The 15778-nt window shown below is 44.2% G+C and carries 14 protein-coding genes; 10 read left to right on the forward strand and 4 right to left on the reverse strand.

What is annotated here, in order from left to right; all coding sequences use genetic code 11:
- Nucleotides 1-15 precede the first annotated feature (15 nt).
- Nucleotides 16-429: a MerR family transcriptional regulator gene (locus tag ACFVQB_RS18680; protein ID WP_379441977.1), complete on the reverse strand. Its 414-nt coding sequence runs from the start codon at nucleotides 427-429 to the stop codon at nucleotides 16-18.
- A gap of 97 nt (nucleotides 430-526) precedes the next feature.
- Here ACFVQB_RS18680 and ACFVQB_RS18685 point away from each other — a divergent pair, with 97 nt between their 5' ends.
- The gene (locus ACFVQB_RS18685) at nucleotides 527-1357 is read left to right on the forward strand and encodes an SDR family oxidoreductase (RefSeq protein ID WP_379441978.1); all 831 of its coding nucleotides are present in this window, start codon (nucleotides 527-529) and stop codon (nucleotides 1355-1357) included.
- A 393-nt stretch (nucleotides 1358-1750) separates the two neighbouring features.
- Here the strand turns inward: ACFVQB_RS18685 and ACFVQB_RS18690 are convergent, their stop codons facing one another.
- The gene (locus tag ACFVQB_RS18690; protein ID WP_379441979.1) at nucleotides 1751-2389 is read right to left on the reverse strand and encodes a TetR/AcrR family transcriptional regulator; all 639 of its coding nucleotides are present in this window, start codon (nucleotides 2387-2389) and stop codon (nucleotides 1751-1753) included.
- A 182-nt stretch (nucleotides 2390-2571) separates the two neighbouring features.
- Between ACFVQB_RS18690 and ACFVQB_RS18695 the strand changes: the two genes are divergently transcribed.
- The 3 genes from ACFVQB_RS18695 (at nucleotide 2572) to ACFVQB_RS18705 (ending at nucleotide 5386) form a co-directional block, all read left to right on the forward strand.
- The gene (locus ACFVQB_RS18695; RefSeq protein ID WP_379441980.1) at nucleotides 2572-3330 is read left to right on the forward strand and encodes an SDR family oxidoreductase; all 759 of its coding nucleotides are present in this window, start codon (nucleotides 2572-2574) and stop codon (nucleotides 3328-3330) included.
- 190 nt (nucleotides 3331-3520) lie between these two features.
- Nucleotides 3521-4471, forward strand: coding sequence for an NADP-dependent oxidoreductase (locus tag ACFVQB_RS18700; protein WP_379441981.1), 951 nt, complete (start codon nucleotides 3521-3523; stop codon nucleotides 4469-4471).
- A gap of 45 nt (nucleotides 4472-4516) precedes the next feature.
- Nucleotides 4517-5386 carry an SDR family NAD(P)-dependent oxidoreductase gene (locus ACFVQB_RS18705; RefSeq protein WP_379441982.1) on the forward strand — a complete coding sequence of 290 codons (870 nt, stop codon included), beginning with the start codon at nucleotides 4517-4519 and terminating at the stop codon, nucleotides 5384-5386.
- Nucleotides 5387-5795: 409 nt separating this feature from the next.
- Here ACFVQB_RS18705 and ACFVQB_RS18710 read toward each other — a convergent pair whose 3' ends face one another.
- Both ACFVQB_RS18710 and ACFVQB_RS18715 read right to left on the reverse strand, forming a co-directional pair.
- On the reverse strand, nucleotides 5796-6113 hold the full coding sequence (locus tag ACFVQB_RS18710) for an alpha/beta hydrolase family protein (protein ID WP_379441983.1): 318 nt from the start codon (nucleotides 6111-6113) through the stop codon (nucleotides 5796-5798).
- Complete coding sequence (locus ACFVQB_RS18715) at nucleotides 6082-6342, reverse strand: hypothetical protein (RefSeq protein WP_379441984.1); 261 nt, start codon at nucleotides 6340-6342, stop codon at nucleotides 6082-6084. Before ACFVQB_RS18715 ends, ACFVQB_RS18710 begins: the two co-directional genes overlap by 32 nt.
- 170 nt (nucleotides 6343-6512) lie before the next feature.
- On the opposite strand from ACFVQB_RS18715, the gene ACFVQB_RS18720 reads away from it, so the two are divergent.
- From ACFVQB_RS18720 to ACFVQB_RS18745, 6 genes are all read left to right on the forward strand, one after another.
- Entirely contained in the window at nucleotides 6513-7460 is a 948-nt protein-coding gene (locus tag ACFVQB_RS18720; RefSeq protein WP_379441985.1) for an ABC transporter permease, read from the forward strand.
- Nucleotides 7461-7473: 13 nt separating this feature from the next.
- Complete coding sequence (locus ACFVQB_RS18725) at nucleotides 7474-8343, forward strand: carbohydrate ABC transporter permease (protein WP_379441986.1); 870 nt, start codon at nucleotides 7474-7476, stop codon at nucleotides 8341-8343.
- 65 nt (nucleotides 8344-8408) lie between these two features.
- Complete coding sequence (locus ACFVQB_RS18730) at nucleotides 8409-9995, forward strand: extracellular solute-binding protein (RefSeq protein ID WP_379441987.1); 1587 nt, start codon at nucleotides 8409-8411, stop codon at nucleotides 9993-9995.
- A 166-nt stretch (nucleotides 9996-10161) separates the two neighbouring features.
- Nucleotides 10162-11829, forward strand: coding sequence for a sensor histidine kinase (locus tag ACFVQB_RS18735; protein WP_379441988.1), 1668 nt, complete (start codon nucleotides 10162-10164; stop codon nucleotides 11827-11829).
- Nucleotides 11829-13451, forward strand: coding sequence for a response regulator transcription factor (locus ACFVQB_RS18740; RefSeq protein WP_379441989.1), 1623 nt, complete (start codon nucleotides 11829-11831; stop codon nucleotides 13449-13451). The genes ACFVQB_RS18735 and ACFVQB_RS18740 overlap by 1 nt, the downstream gene beginning before the upstream one ends.
- 99 nt (nucleotides 13452-13550) lie before the next feature.
- Nucleotides 13551-15767 (forward strand): FAD-dependent oxidoreductase, encoded by a 2217-nt coding sequence (locus ACFVQB_RS18745; protein WP_379441990.1) that lies wholly within the window; start codon nucleotides 13551-13553, stop codon nucleotides 15765-15767.
- Nucleotides 15768-15778: the final 11 nt, after the last annotated feature.

The following is a 15778-nucleotide window of genomic DNA, read 5'->3' on the forward strand; positions in this document are numbered from 1 at the left end:
TTTTCGATTATAAGGTTAGATGTTGATTCTAAGACGTAATTCGGCCATCATAGCTTCTGCTTGTTGCGGATCTTCAATCAGCAGCTTCCTGTATGTCAGCATCCAATTCAGCGTTACAAGCATATGATCGTATTCTTCCTTCTTGCGCTCGATCTCATTGATCTTCTGAAGAATCCATTCAATTACTTCTTGGTTGGTGCGTGCGTTCGTATCGTGATCCTGCAAAATCGTCTTTAGCTCAGCTAACGAGCAGCCGATGCCTTGAAATTTCTTAATCAGCCTTAACCGCTCAATTGCTTCGTCTGAGTAGTTGCGATAATTATTTTTCTCTCGCTGAATATGCCTGCTATCAAGCAAGCCTTCCTTCTCATAAAATCGAATGGTGTGTGGGGTTAAACCCATCAAATCTGCTAATTCTTGAATTTTCATATGAAATCATACCTCCAAACGCTTGCCTTAGAGTTCACTTCATAGTTTAGACTGGAGTCATATCTTCGTCAACTGCTTAAGGAGGCGTTAAAATATTATGCGTATATTCGTTACAGGTGCAGCAGGTTATATTGGTACAGCCGTTGTCCGCGAACTCATTGGTGCGGGCCATCAGGTAGTTGGTCTGACCCGTTCGGAGAGTGGTGCTCACGTATTAGAAAGCTTGGGAGCAGAGGTGGCTCGCGGTGTTTTAGAGGATCTGGATTTACTGCGCAGCTGTGCAGCCACTTCAGACGGCGTTATTCATCTGGCATTTAACCACGATTTCTCTAATTTCGCCGGATCACTGGCAACTGACCTTCGCGCCATCGAAGCAATGGGAGAGGCGCTTGCCGGTTCCGGTAAACCACTTGTTATCACAGCACATGCGAATGGCAAACAATCGGAGGACGCAGCGCTTGCGTTTATAGAACAAGGCGTGAGAGCATCGATCGTCTCGCTTGCACCTTCCGTTCATGGAGAAGGAGATAAGGGCTTCGTGCCGCAATTAATCCGGATCGCCCAAGAAAGAGGCTCTTCGGCTTACATTGGAGACGGCTCTAACCGTTGGCCAGCGATTCATCGCTTGGATGCGGCAGTTTTGTTCCGCCTCGCTGTAGAATCTGCGCCTGCAGGCTCACGACTGGATGGCGTGCACGATGAAGGCATTGCGTTCAGCGACATTGCCGCAGCCATTGGTCGTCATGTGGATGTGCCAGTAGTCAGCATCCCGCCTGAAGAAGCGCAAGCAATCTTCGGTTTTCTAGGCATGGTCGCGTCGCTTGACTTAGAAAGATCAAGTGAAGGGACGAAGGAGCTTCTCGGCTGGAAGCCTGTCCAGCATGGACTTCTCGCAGATCTGGAGCAAGGACATTATTTCACAAAATAGCGTTAGATAAATGTAGTTCACAAAAAATAACGATCGCATCTTGGTGTTTCGCAAGGGAATTGGAAGGAAGGAATGAGAATGAAATGACAACAACGTATATATAAAGAAAGTCGCATTAATAGTCATAACCCAGTCAAGTAAACACGAAAAAAGACAACTTAAGCTACGACCGTTTCCTGGTATTCTACCGGGGAAGGGTCGTTTAGTTTCTTCTGGAATTAATGCTGGTTATAAAACAAAATTTATTCTCTCATTTGCACAATGAGCCTTTTTATTTTGACGCAACTGCAAACAAGCGCCTCGGCTTTAACCACCGAGACGTGTTAAACTGGATAGTCTTGGTCCTGCGACCAAGGCATTTTGCTTTTCTTCGGGTGCGTAAAAATACGACATTTATGAAATGGCTTGCAAGATATTAACGATCTTCCTTTCAATATCGGAGTCGTCTATCATTTTCAGATATTCAGGTTTTAGCAATTGATACTGCTTCATGTTGTAGAAATCCATAATCGCTTGTTTCAAGGTGATATCATACTGAATCGAAAATGACGGCTCGATAAAGCGTCGCAGCACAGCGTCATCTTGAACCATAAACATCACGGCATTCAATCGGTTAAAAATCTGTTGCTCCATACCGGATTCAAAAAAAGTTTGTAAGCTTTTATTCCGATTCTGTAGGGCAACGGACAGATTCTCAAAATGGTGCGGATAAAATTCCTTCAGGTCTTGCAAGAACAAATCAGAGATATATGCGGCACACATCAAAGATTGTAAAAATGTTAATTGAAAACGATCCAAAAAAGAGACGGAATCGTCTTTGACAACGGTGTCAGCCTTCTTCGAATAATCAATGTAATAATCCACGACTTGTTCGATGATGTCGTCTTTGGAGGAAAAATGCTTATAGAGTGTCACTTTGCTGATATCCATATATTTTGCGATATCGTCGACTTTCAGTTGGCTGAATTTTGTTTTTCTTATAACGGGTTTTATTTTTTCTACATATGTATCTACACTCACGGCTTTTCTCACGTATAAGTGCCTCCCTTTAATGCCTCTCGAACTTATTATAACAAATTTGCTGTCTTTTATGTATTAAATTTATTGAATGAACAAAATTAATAAAATTAGTTTACTTAATAAATTTATTGCTATATAATCGATCCTGTACCTAATCATCCGATTACGGATTATACAAAGGGAGGACGATTCAAATGGAACCATTCAGTAAAGGCAAATTCTCTGACAAAAAGGTCGTGATCACGGGAGGTAGCAGCGGAATCGGTCTTGCGACGGCGAAGTTGCTAGTGGATGAAGGCGCACACGTTCTGATTACTGGACGTACTCAGAAGACGCTGGATGCGGCTCGTGAACAACTCGGCAACAACGCTGTCGCATTGCTGAGCGACGCCGCGTCGTTGACGGATATCGAGGAGTTGGTCGACCGGGTCAAGGCCGAGTTCGGCATGATCGACGCACTGTTCGTTAACGCCGGTATCACGCGCTATGTCCCCTTCGAGTCAATGTCCGAAGAAGTGTACGACGAGCTACTTACAATCAACGCCAAAGGTCCGTACTTCACCGTGCAGAAACTCGCCCCATTGCTAAACGCAGGAAGTGGCGTGGTGCTCACCACCTCTATCACGAACGTATTGGGTATCCCGATGATCAGTGCGTACGCAGCCAGTAAAGCAGCGCTGCGCTCCATGACTCGCAGTCTGGCCCGCGAGCTGTTACCGCGGAAGATTCGCGTCAACGCGGTCAGCCCCGGCCCCATTGACACCGACATCTTGGAGAGGTCGATGCCGAAGGAAGCTGCAGAACAGACCGGGGCGCAGATAAGACAGCAGATCCCGATGCTGCGTTTCGGCGATCCAGTCGAGGTCGCCAAAGCCGTAGCATTCCTGGCATTTGAGGCCACCTATACCACCGGGGCTGAGTTCCCTGTCGACGGAGGCGGTTCCCAGATCTGAGCGCCCTCAGTTCGCACACATTACTTTTAAAGCGCGGGCAGGAGGGTCATGAATTTTCATGTAGCTTTCCCCTCAAGACACCCTGCCTTCTAGTGAACTTTATAGTTTAGGATTTCGTTTTTTTTTTTGGAAGACCGTTTGTTTTCACAAGAACACGATTCTATCAGAGCAAAATGGAGGGAACATCACAATGGAGAATACCATGCGGACAATCCGGTTCCACAACTACGGCGAACCAACCGATGTCTTGCGTTTGGAGGAGGTGGCAATCCCAGAACCAGGCCCGGGACGCATTCGCGTGAGCGTACGCGCTTGTGGGTTAAATCCGGTTGACTGGGGGATGTGTCGAGGACACTTTGCCGGTCAACTGCCCTTGCCTCGCGGGATTGGGCTGGACGTGTCAGGGATTGTAGACGCAGTTGGAGAGGGTGTAACCGATGTCGCCATCGGCGATGCCGTTCTGGGTGCCGCCGATTTCATGGGTGGATCGAGCGCCGGTGCGTCCGACCGGGCGATCATGTACTACTGGTTCCGCATACCGGACGGACTCGACTTCGTACAGGCTGCAGCACTGCCATTGGCGGTCGAAACCGCCTACCGAGGCATTGATACTCTCGGGTTAAGGTCGGGCCAGACCATACTAGTGCACGGAGCTGGAACAACGGTAGGCTTCGCCGCCGTCCAGATTGCCCTTATGCACGGTGCTCATGTGGTCGCAACCGCTGGTGCCACCTACGCCGACAAACTCCGCGCAATGGGAGCGTTGGTGACCTCGTACGATGATGGAATGGTCGAGCGAGTGACCGAACTGGCGGAGCAGCCGGTTGACCTTGTTCTGGATACCGCACCCATCAGCGGCGCAATGATGGATCTGATCCATATCGTCAATGGGCATCCCCAGCGCGTCCTAACCGTCAGCGATTTCGCCGCGGCCGTTGAATTTGGCGCTCGCGCCAGCTACGGAGAAGAACATACCCTGCGTTATGACGTTGTCGGCGACTTTGCCCAGTACGCAGCAGACGGCAAGTTCACGATTCCGGTCGCCAAAACTTTCGAACTCGACGAATGGCGTTCAGCTGTCGAAATCAGCCAGAGCGGGGGTGCCCACGGCAAACTGATCCTCCTGCCCGACTCCGACTGATGAGCACATATAACCGATGAAATTCTGAATGAAGGAGGACATGCATTGAGTAAGAACCAACGAGAACATATTGCACTGATTACAGGCGCAAGTAACGGGATCGGGTTGGCATTGACCCGGAAAATGTTGTCGGAGAACTGGCAGGTGGTTGCTTTGAACCGGTCGGATTTTCCAGCGGACGATAGATTCCTCCAAAATCATCTCAAGGACGGACGGCTCCGAGCCTATAAAGTGAAGGATCTCACCGATTATAGCAGCTTGAGACACTCTTTGGAAGAAATCAAAAGCAAGGAACAGTGGATCGATATTTTGTTTAACAACGCCGGAGGAGGCTTAAGTGAGCTGCGCTATTCGAAACAAGGCCGCGAATTGCATTATGAATTGTTGACGGTCGTTCCTTATATTATTCTGATGGAATTGAAAGAGCTGTTGAAGAACGGCAGCTTAAAAACGGTGATTAACACTTCATCGCAGGTGTTTAGATTTACGAAGGAGTTTACGATCGAAAAATTGGAGCATCCCAAAACCTTCCACAAAATGTATGGACCATATGCGACTTCAAAGCTGGCTCTTTCGTTGTGGACCCAAACCGTCGCACCGCAGCTTGCCAAGGAAGGCATCAAGATCCGCAGCGTTGACCCGGGCATTAACAACACGCTAAGAAAAGGAAAAGATTCCGGACTGACCGCAGGGTTTGAACTGTTTATGAAGTTTTTTTCCTCTCCGCCTACTCATGGAGCCAACCTATTATATGAGGGAGCTCTGGGCAAAAACAGCAATGAGACCGGCGTGTTTCTGTTCAAAGATCGGATTGCGGACTTGAAATTTACAGAAAATGCGCAGCGTGTGCTGGAAAAAATCTCCGATATATATAACCATGAATTTCTTGGTGGGAATGTTCCAAGTTATCTTTAAAAATGAAAAGTGTTTGTTTAATTACCCTGATTGATGCAATGTTCACTACGTTCCCTAACTGGAATGAATCAAACGCCTTGCTGTCAATGTTATACTCAACAAAAAAATCGTTGCCTACTTCGTACTTAGGCAACGATTTTTTTGTTTTTATATTTCTATCATCATTAATCTAAACTATCCAAGAAGGCTGGTTTTCTCTGAATATAAGTTCGAGTTGCCTTAGTATCAATCGTGTTCATATTTCCATGAACTTCTTTGCTCTCATTGATATCAGGAATATATAAATCTGTCTTGACTCCTAATTCTTTTAAGCGGTTATAATAATCCTCAGCATGATCTGGGAATGTCCCCGTGTTTCCATCCGTTATAAAAGTTGGAGGGAAATTACTCGTCGCTCTTGGTATTACATTTAATGATTGTAAGATATCTTATCAGCGCTAACCACCGGCTGACCAATGTATGCACTCCCTGATTGAGCGAAAATATAGTCAGTCACGATGTCTTCGGTTACGATTCTATGTCCCCGACTAAAGTCAAGAATGGGTACTTCTAATACTAAAGCTTTGATATCCGTAAGCTCTATGACAGGATTAATATCGATTTCTTTCGCATACTCAGGGTTAGCTTGAATTGTCACAAAGTCTGCAGCGATAAATCCACCTGCACTTTCCCCACCAAAGATTACATTATTCACATTAATCCCGTACTGTTTTCCATTTTGCTGCATAAATTGCATGTTCTTCGTCAAATTGACCATCTGGTGTAATGATATCTAAAAAACTCCTTGGATACTTTTCTCCATATTGAATATGGGTTGTTAATTGATATTTACCATCAATAATTGTGGTAGTAGATGGTTCTGCTGTGTAAGTATTTTCTGCTCCAGACTGCTTTGCAAATATAAAGCAACTGGCTTTGCTAATTCTCAACGTTATTGATTTGAAACTTCGATTCATTTTCGTAAGCATTTTAGCGGTACAAGTTCTTGTCCCGCTTCCCGGGATGAGCTGTTGGAACGATCCAAGGCACACTTCCTTAATATCTTATAAGAAATTCTTGAAATTTCAGAAATTTATCCGATAGAGGGGTGCTAATATACAAATACAAACAAAGACGAGGTGATGATATGCAAGTGAAATTGGCAGCGGACGCCATTCCCCTCTCCAAAAAGCGGAAGTCATGGATAAAGACGATACAAAAGTATAAAGTGATGTATGCTCTCTTATTACCGGCCTTAATTTACTTTGCCGTATTCAAATACATTCCTATGGCGGGAATCTTGATTGCTTTTAAAAACTACAACCTGGCTTTGGGAGTATGGGATAGCCCGTGGGTGGGATTCAAAAATTTTACGGATTTTATGAACGGCGTTTATTTCTGGGACATCATGAAAAATACGATTGTTATATCGCTGTATAAGCTATTGTTCGGTTTCTCTGCTCCCATCTTACTTGCTTTACTGCTCAATGAAGTTCATACCCAATGGTTTAAGAAAATCGTACAAACCATTACTTATTTACCCCACTTTCTGTCTTGGGTCATTGTGTATGGATTGATGGTAGCATTATTAGCCCCAGGCGATGGCCTTTTTAATATGATTTTGAAGGAAAGTGGTTTCCAGCCCATTTCATTTCTAACGGAGCCTGCTTGGGGAAGACTGCTGGTCATCGCATCTGAAATATGGAAGGACATTGGATGGGGAGCGATACTGTACCTCGCCGCATTAGCAGGTATTGATCCAAGCTTATATGAAGCGGCTCGAATGGATGGCGCTTCCAAATGGAGACAGCTCTGGCATATCACTTTACCCGGCATTCGAGGAGTCATTATTCTGATGCTGATCCTTAAATTAAGCCATATTCTGGATGCTGGCTTTGACCAAATATTCATGTTTGCCAACACCTTTAACCAGGAGAAGATCGACATTATCGACACATGGGTATACCGTGAAGGGTTGGAGCGACTTAAGATTGGCTTGGCTACTGCTGTAGGATTGTTTAAAGCTGTCATTGGATTTGGTTTAGTTTTGGCAGCAAATAAGCTCGCCAAAAAATTCGATGGGCAAATTTGGTGAGGTGGTTTTTAATATGATCCATTTGACAATCGGGGAAAAAGTCTGGCAATCAGTCGTTTATGTTATTCTTATTTTTTTATCACTACTTTGCTTACTACCCTTTCTATATGTGGTTGCTGTCTCAGTGACGCCAGAATCGGAAGTGTTAAGAAGAGGGATTGTTATTATACCAGAATCTTTTACCTTTCTGGCCTATAAAGAAGTATTCATCTCTCATGGGATCTGGCAGGCGTATAAAATTACGTTGTTTCGAACGATTGTAGGCACGATGCTTAATGTGTTATTTACGGTCTTAGCAGCTTATCCGTTATCCAAAAAATATTTGCCGGGACGCAGTCCGTTTTTACTATTCATTGTGTTTACCATGATGTTTAGTGGGGGGTTAATTCCGACTTATCTACTAATTCGCTCTCTGGGGTTGCTAAACAGTCCGTGGGTATTGATTATTCCGAATCTCATTAGTGCATTTAATCTGGTGATCATTAAAGGCTTTTTCGAGCAATTGCCTGGTGAAATCGAGGAATCAGCGAGGGTTGACGGTGCAAGTGAACTTCAATCGTTATGGCGGATCATTTTACCACTGTCTTTACCCGTCATTTCCACCATTTCTTTATTTTACGCAGTGGGGCATTGGAACAGTTATTTTGATGCTATTGTTTATATCAATGATTCCAACTTCATGCCGCTTCAAGTAGTCTTGCGCAACATCCTGCTTAACGTCGCAACACAAAGCGCTGAGTCGCTCGCCAATTCCGGAGCTGTAAGTACGTTCGCTGTGCAGATGGCTACAGTTGTTGTGACAACGGTTCCGATTTTGATCGTTTACCCATTTTTACAAAAGCATTTTACCAAAGGTGTGCTCTTGGGATCCGTTAAAGGTTAAAAGGTGTTCCAACCTAACTTATTACGGTGAAACCGTGATAATATACAAGCAAAGGAGAGGTCAATATGCAGCGTAAGAAGATTTCGTTTGCTATTCTGTCGGCAATCTTAGGATTGGGAACGCTACTGTCAGGATGTGGGGGAAATGAAGAAGTTACATCGACAGCTTCGAGTAATTCGCAAGGGCAGTCTGGCCAGTTTGCAACCAAAATGAAAATCTCAATGTTTAACCAAGGCACTTTCAACGCTGCTGCTCCGGTACCTCCACGTGATGAAGATGTTCAACGTCAAATGTTAGAAAAAGAGATGAACATCGACTTGGATATGATGATTCCTCAAGCTGGGCAAGCAACAACCAAACTGAATACGCTCATTGCAGGCGGAGATATTCCAGATTTGATTTTCTTGAAGAGTCGGGCTGATCTCGCGCAATATTACGACCAAGGCGTTCTTGCGGATTTGACACCGTATCTGGATCAATTCCCTGAATTACAGAAACGGTTTGGCAACGACTCATGGGAGGCAATGTCCTATCAAGGAAAAACGATCGGAGTTCCAGGCTATGATAATGTTAACGGTATCAGCCGAAGCTTTTTCATCCGCAATGATTGGCTGAAAAAGCTGAATATGGAAGTGCCAACGACACCGGATGAGCTGTTCGAAGTTATGAAAGCCTTTACAGAGAAAGACCCGGACGGTAATGGCAAAAACGATACGTACGGATTCATCGGCGGTATGAATAAAGAAGGTAATCTGCAAACCTACGGCTTCGATAGCTTGATGTGGATGTTTGGCGTCAATCCTCCTTCGGCCATTGAAATAAAAGATAATGAACCGATATTCCTGTTTATCGATCCCAAAATGAAAGAGGCGCTTGCTTACATTAACAAAATGATGGCAGCCAAAGTGGTAGACCCAGACTGGGTGACGATGAATTCGCCTGATCTGTTGGACCAAAAGATGTTTAAGGGTAAAGTTGGCTTCATGATCAGAGATGCCCGCAGGCTGGAGCCGGATTATCAACAGAAAATGAAAGAAATTAGTGGCGAGGTGCCGGAATGGATCGTCATTCCTCCGATGAAAGGTCCTTACGGTGATCAAATTGTAGAGAGAAAATCATTCCAAGGCAATTCATGGGCTATTTCCGCGAAAGCGGATAAGGACAAAATCATTCGGATCTTGTCCATGCTGAATTATCTCTTTACAGACGAAGAAGCTTATCCGAATTTTGCATACGGAATTAAAGGTATTCATTGGGATGTAGTGGACGGCAAGATCAAAAATAAAACCTCCGAGTTATCGAAGGAAATGAAAGAGAAGTACCTGTGGGTCGATCATTATAGAATGCCGCGCCGTGGTGATGATGCGGAGTACTTCAGCTTCCAGAATCCTAAGACGGCGGAAGCTTTCAAGGACAATCAGCAATATGTGGGGCCAACGTTGCCCGGAAATTTATTGACCCCAGACCCCAGCGATACCTTGGATGCTGATCGCACACGTTTCATTAATGAAAGTTTAGTTAAATTTATGACGGGCAAAGAGCCTCTTTCCAACTGGGACAATTTCCTCCAAACGCTGGATACCAAGTTTGACATGCAGAAATATAAGGAAACAGCAATCAAACAATTTAAAGAAGCCGGCCTTATCAAGTAAAATAAATAAACGAAGAGAGTGGCTATTCGTAGCCCCTCTCTTTATTAGCATATGCTATTCTTAGTTTAAAACGGAACTAAAAGGAAGATGATCGATGCGAAGAAGAATCAGCTTGCCTTTAAAATTATTTTTTATCGTGTTTGCATTTGTATTAGGGTGCATAATCTTGATAAGCCAATTGTCTTATCGCTATGTCCAAAAGGAAATAAGAACCAATGACATTTTTTACACCAACCAAATCCTTGACAAGGTAGACCAGTACTTCACTGTTAATTTTTCCTCCTTCCAGACGATTCTCTTCTCAGTCGAAACATCAGTGAAAGCCAATATTGACAATACGGAAGTGATTAAAAAGCAATTAAGAGAACTGTATGAACTCAATAGTAATTACGTCAGTAATATTTATTTGATCAAAAGCGATTTATCCATTCTAGGCGGAAGTACAGCTACTCGAATATTCGATGAACCTTTATCTGAAAGGGAACCTTTGTTTGATGCGGCTGACAAGAACAGAAGGACTACCTTTGTTAGTGAACCTTACAAATCGAAGTATTCCGGCTGGACCGTTACGATGGTTCGATATCTGAATGGTGCTCCGTTTCCTATGGCCATTGCGGTTGACTTGGATCTAAATGCCATTGAAGAAACCTTGTTCAAGATTAATAAACAAGAACAAATGAATCTGGCTCTGATCACAGCGTCAGGTAAAATCATTGCCGGATTTTCTGAAAATAAAGGACTACTGAATATTCAAGATCATACGTTTTCGATCGGGGAAACGTCAGCGGAACAAATCCTGGATACGACAGAAACAAGTCTTCAACTGCATACCATGGATGGCATTCCGGTCTCCCTTCTGAAAAAACCAACGGAGAAATTCAACTGGACCATAATCTCAATCAATGATGAATCACGCTTAAAAGCAGCTTTGTCCAGATTGGAAACCTATTATATTGAGCTTCTAGTTGCAGGTCTTCTCTTAAGTTTGTTCATTTCCTTTTTGGTTGCCAAATATATAAGGAATCCACTCTATACACTCAAAACAAAAATGAAGCAAGTGGAGCAAGGCTTACTCACAACGACAATTACGATTAATCGAAACGATGAGTTTGGAGATCTTTCACGAGCATTCGATCGTATGCTGCAGCAAATTGTGGAACTGATTCGGCGAGCCGAGCTTCATAATGAGCTTGAGCGGAAGTTGGAAATCCAGGTGTTGCAGTCTCAAATTAACCCGCATTTTCTGTATAACACACTTGGTTCGATCAGCAACGTTATACGTCTCGGACAAATAGAGAAAGTAGATGTGGTGATCGGATCGCTCATTTCATTATTGGAATACGGGATAGACGATGCTTCAGAGAAGGTTTCCTTACGTCAGGAACTACGCAATGTAGCGGACTATATCGAGATCCAGAACATTCGGTATAACCGAAACTTCCACTTGATAGAAAATATCGAAGCAGGGTTAATGGATTTCCCGGTTTTTCGAATGCTGCTGCAGCCTCTTGTGGAGAATAGCATCTTCCATGGTTATAACGGAGGGGGAATTGAGGGACCTATTACGATTCATGCGTACAGGGAGGACGGTATCGTCATCATAGAAGTTGTTGATCAAGGCGAGGGAATTCCAGCTGATAAAATAAAGCATATTTTAATCTCAGAACCTAGTGAAATGGAAGTAAAAAGGAAAAGAATCGGGCTAAATAATATTCATGGCCGAATAAGACTTCACTACGGAGATCAATTCGGACTGCAAATCATTAGCATACCTAAGGAAATAACCCGTGTACGCGCTTTATTCCCGGCAGAATTGCAAAAAGGAGATGCATAATGGTGAGAGACTATACCTGCTTCATTGTTGACGATGAAGACCTGATTATTCAAAGATTGGAATTGTTTTTTAATGAGCTCTCTCATAAGGATAAGCGATTTGTTCTAGTGGGCAAAGCGAATAATGGGCTGAATGGGATCGAGGAGATTTTAAAACTTAAGCCGGACATCGTCATATCCGATATCGTTATGCCGCGAATGGACGGAATCTCCATGATTGAGCAGCTCAAGGCGGAGCTCCCCCATACCCAATACATACTTTTGACCGCCTATTCATCCTTTGAATACGCCCAGCGAGCTATTCAAGCCAACGTATTGGAGTACATTGTAAAGGTTCCGCTGAGGGAAGCGGATTTGAATCGAGCTTTGGATAAGGCAGCCGGAATTTTAAATGAGTTTAAGAAAAAAGAAGCGGAATTCCAATCGTTAAACGTATCCGTGCTTGAAAATAAATATAGAGTGCGCAAGCAATTTTTTAACGAACTGATCAGAGGCGAAATTCCTTCTCATCGGGCATCGGATTTTGCTAATCGCATGCAGTTTCATTTCTTTCAAGCCAACTATTGCTGCTTCATCGTCGAAATGAATACGTATGAAAGTTTCCGAAACGAATACGCTGCCGCAGATCAAAACATCTTGAAATATGCGATTACGAATATCATCGAAGAAACGGTGATGAATGGTGGTAGTGGGGTAGCTGCGGATCTGTCCGATAATCGTTTTATTGGCTTTCTATCCTGGGAAAATAATCGCAGTGATATGGAAACGGAATATGCTTGCCTATCCTTGGGAGGGCAGATCGTCTCTCATTTGCATCAATATTTGAATCAAAGGGTATCCGTCGCTTTTGGAGGTCCACACCGAGGCTGGGAATCGATCAAACAGGCGTACACGGAAGCTAAAAATGTGAGTGAGGATTTCTATTATCATACCGAGAAAGTAGTAAAAACACCGATGCATCGGTTCCAATACCATAATGACAAAAAAGCAGACTTTCAGCAGAAGCTGGCTGATTTTCTTATACGGCTGAAAAGGAAGATTTCCAAGGAAGAGCTGGAGAATGCACTTGCCGATCTGTCGCAATTTGTTTCGGACCATAAAATCCACAAGTCCATCATGGCGCCAATGATTAGAGACTTGAACAGAGACATTACCTTAAAGTTTAAATCGGGGGACAAGATGGCCACGGAAGTTCCAGACTTCCCCATGGAATTTATGGCTTTTCAGGAGCAGCTCGCCTATATTGGCGACTTCACATTCGAATACGTACACGCGGGCCAACTATTACATCGTGCAGAAATCATGAGTGCTATGCATTTTATAGAGAAAAACCTGAAACAACGCTTAACGTTGGAGGCAATTGCGGAGGAAGTGAATCTAGCGCCATCGTATTTTAGCAGCTTATTCAAAAAAACAATGAACGAAGGCGTGATCAGCTACATCAACCGTAAAAAAATCCATCTCGCTCTCGAGTTGTTAAACGTCCGGGATTATTCTTTATTGGAATTGTGCGAGGAAGTAGGCATCGTCAATGAAGGTTACTTTTGCAAACTGTTTAAAGAATATACGGGTGATACACCTAAGCAATATCGGATAAAAATGACACGGTACGAATCCAAATAAGGATGAAAAAAATGTATGATTTTTTCGCGAAATCCTGTAAAAAAAAAAGGGCCAAAACCATTACCATGATAGAAGCATCTAATCATGGAGGTTATCAAAATGGAGCTTATGAAAGCAGATGTAACCGTCGTAGGTGGAGGTATTGCAGGGATATGCGCTGCCATTGCAGCTGCACGCCAAGGTCTGCAGGTTTCACTAATTAATGATCGGCCGGTGCTTGGGGGAAATGCGAGCAGCGAGGTCAGAGTTCATATCAACGGGTCGGCATATCTCGGAAACAGTCCATCCTATTATGCCCGCGAGGGCGGGTTGGTAGAAGAACTTAAGCTGAAGATCTTTCATTATAATCCGTTATACAACAAGAAGCTTATGCTTTCGCTTTCGGATACGGTCTTGCTCGACATGGTTTATGATGAGCCTAACATTTCTCTATTTCTGAATACATGTGTACATGAAACGGGCATGGAGAACGGCAGAATTCAATGGGTGGAGGGCCTTCAATTAGCTTCCGAAAGAAAATTTCGTTTTGAAAGCCCAACCTATATCGATTGCTCCGGTGATGGAATTGTTGGATACCAAGCAGGTGCTGACTTCCGATGGGGAAGAGAGGCGAAGCATGAGTACAAGGAGGAGCTCGCTCCAGAAGTGGCGGATCATTACACCATGGGCGATACGATTCTGTTTCAAGCCCGTGACGTAAACTATTCCGTTCCTTACAAAAGGCCTGGCTTTGCGTATGATATTACGAAGCTGGAGTTTTTCGATAGTATCAGAAAAGGCTTAAACCATCGGTCTTTTCCAAGGAAAATCAACGGGCTTGGCGGATTGTGGTGGCTGGAATACGGCGGACATATGGATATTATCAAGCATAATGAAGACATCGCATTGGAACTGCGGAAATTGGTGTACGGGATATGGGATTATATCAAAAATAGCGGCGAGTTTGATGATGTAGACAATCTCATCTTGGATTATGTATGCCCGATTCCGGGAAAGCGGGAGTCGAGGCGGTTTATCGGAGAACACATGCTGTCTCAGAACGATCTTACAGTAAAGCCTCATTTCGAAGATGCTGTATCCGTCGGAGGATGGTATATGGATCTGCATGCGAATAAAGGCATTTACGATGAAGGACCGGCCACAGCATGGAATTTCGTGCCGGGATTGTATAATATCCCTTTCCGCAGCTTATTTTCACGTAATATTCCCAATCTCATGTTCGCTGGCCGCAATATAAGCGCTACCCATGTGGCTTTCGGGTCTACAAGGGTGATGGCAACCTGTGGTTGTATGGGCCAGGCGGTAGGAACGGCTGCTGCGTTATGCGTAAAATACGAGACAGACCCCGCGGCCATCGTCAAAGCGCATATGGGTGAGCTTCAGACACAGCTGCTTCGAGACGGGCAAACGATTGTAGGGCTTCAAGAGCAGTTGGATCCTTATTTTGCTGACGGATTAACGATTCGTGCCTCGTCTCAGCGAAGCTACGAACATCTTCATCCAACCGAAGAGATCTCCTTGGAGAAAGCGTTATGTTTGGTTTTGCCGATTCAGACATCCGTGGCTGAAAGCGTGCAGATCAAAATTAAAAATAGATCCGAGCATTCGGAAACGTTGCAAGTGAAGCTGTTTGGCGGGGAGCGGAAGGAAAACTATATTCCCGCCAGCGAGCTGAAAGGCTACAACTTGGTGATTTCAGCGGGTCACGATGACTGGATTACACTGGACCTCAGCTGCAAGAAGCCAGCTGACGACAAAATCTACATCGTATTGGAAGGTGCGGCGAGCCTTGCCGTATATGGCAATGAAGAAAAAATGACAGGAGCGGTGAGCTTCTATTATAGACCGGAAGAGCCGTCCAGACTGAAGAAATTCAACAGAAGCATTTGCTTCAAGGATCTGATACCATCCCAGGATATGTATAATCCCGCGAATGTCGTCAACGGCTTCTCCAGACCTTATGGTCTGCCGAACGGCTGGATTTCTGAACGTTCGGAAGGACAGGAATGGTTGGAATTTGGTTTTGCAAGCCCCAAGAATCTGGATGAAATCCATCTTGTTTTCAATTCGCAGCTGAATTTGGAGCATTTCGACGATCCGATCGAGCCATTGATTCAAGATTATGATGTGATCTTAACCTTAGAAGACGGAACCAAGAGTGAAATTAATATCCGTGGTAATTATCTTTCGTTGAATAAACATCGGGTGCATGCAAAAGGTGTAACCCGAATCCGGTTTGATTTCTCTGCAACGTATGGTTCGCCTTATTATGAAGTGTTTGCTGTAAAATTTTTTGCTCCTAAAAACGCTAAGTGAGGGCGGGTGAA

Origin of the sequence: Paenibacillus sp. NPDC057886, assembly GCF_042796655.1 — a bacterium.
GTDB lineage: Bacteria > Bacillota > Bacilli > Paenibacillales > Paenibacillaceae > Paenibacillus.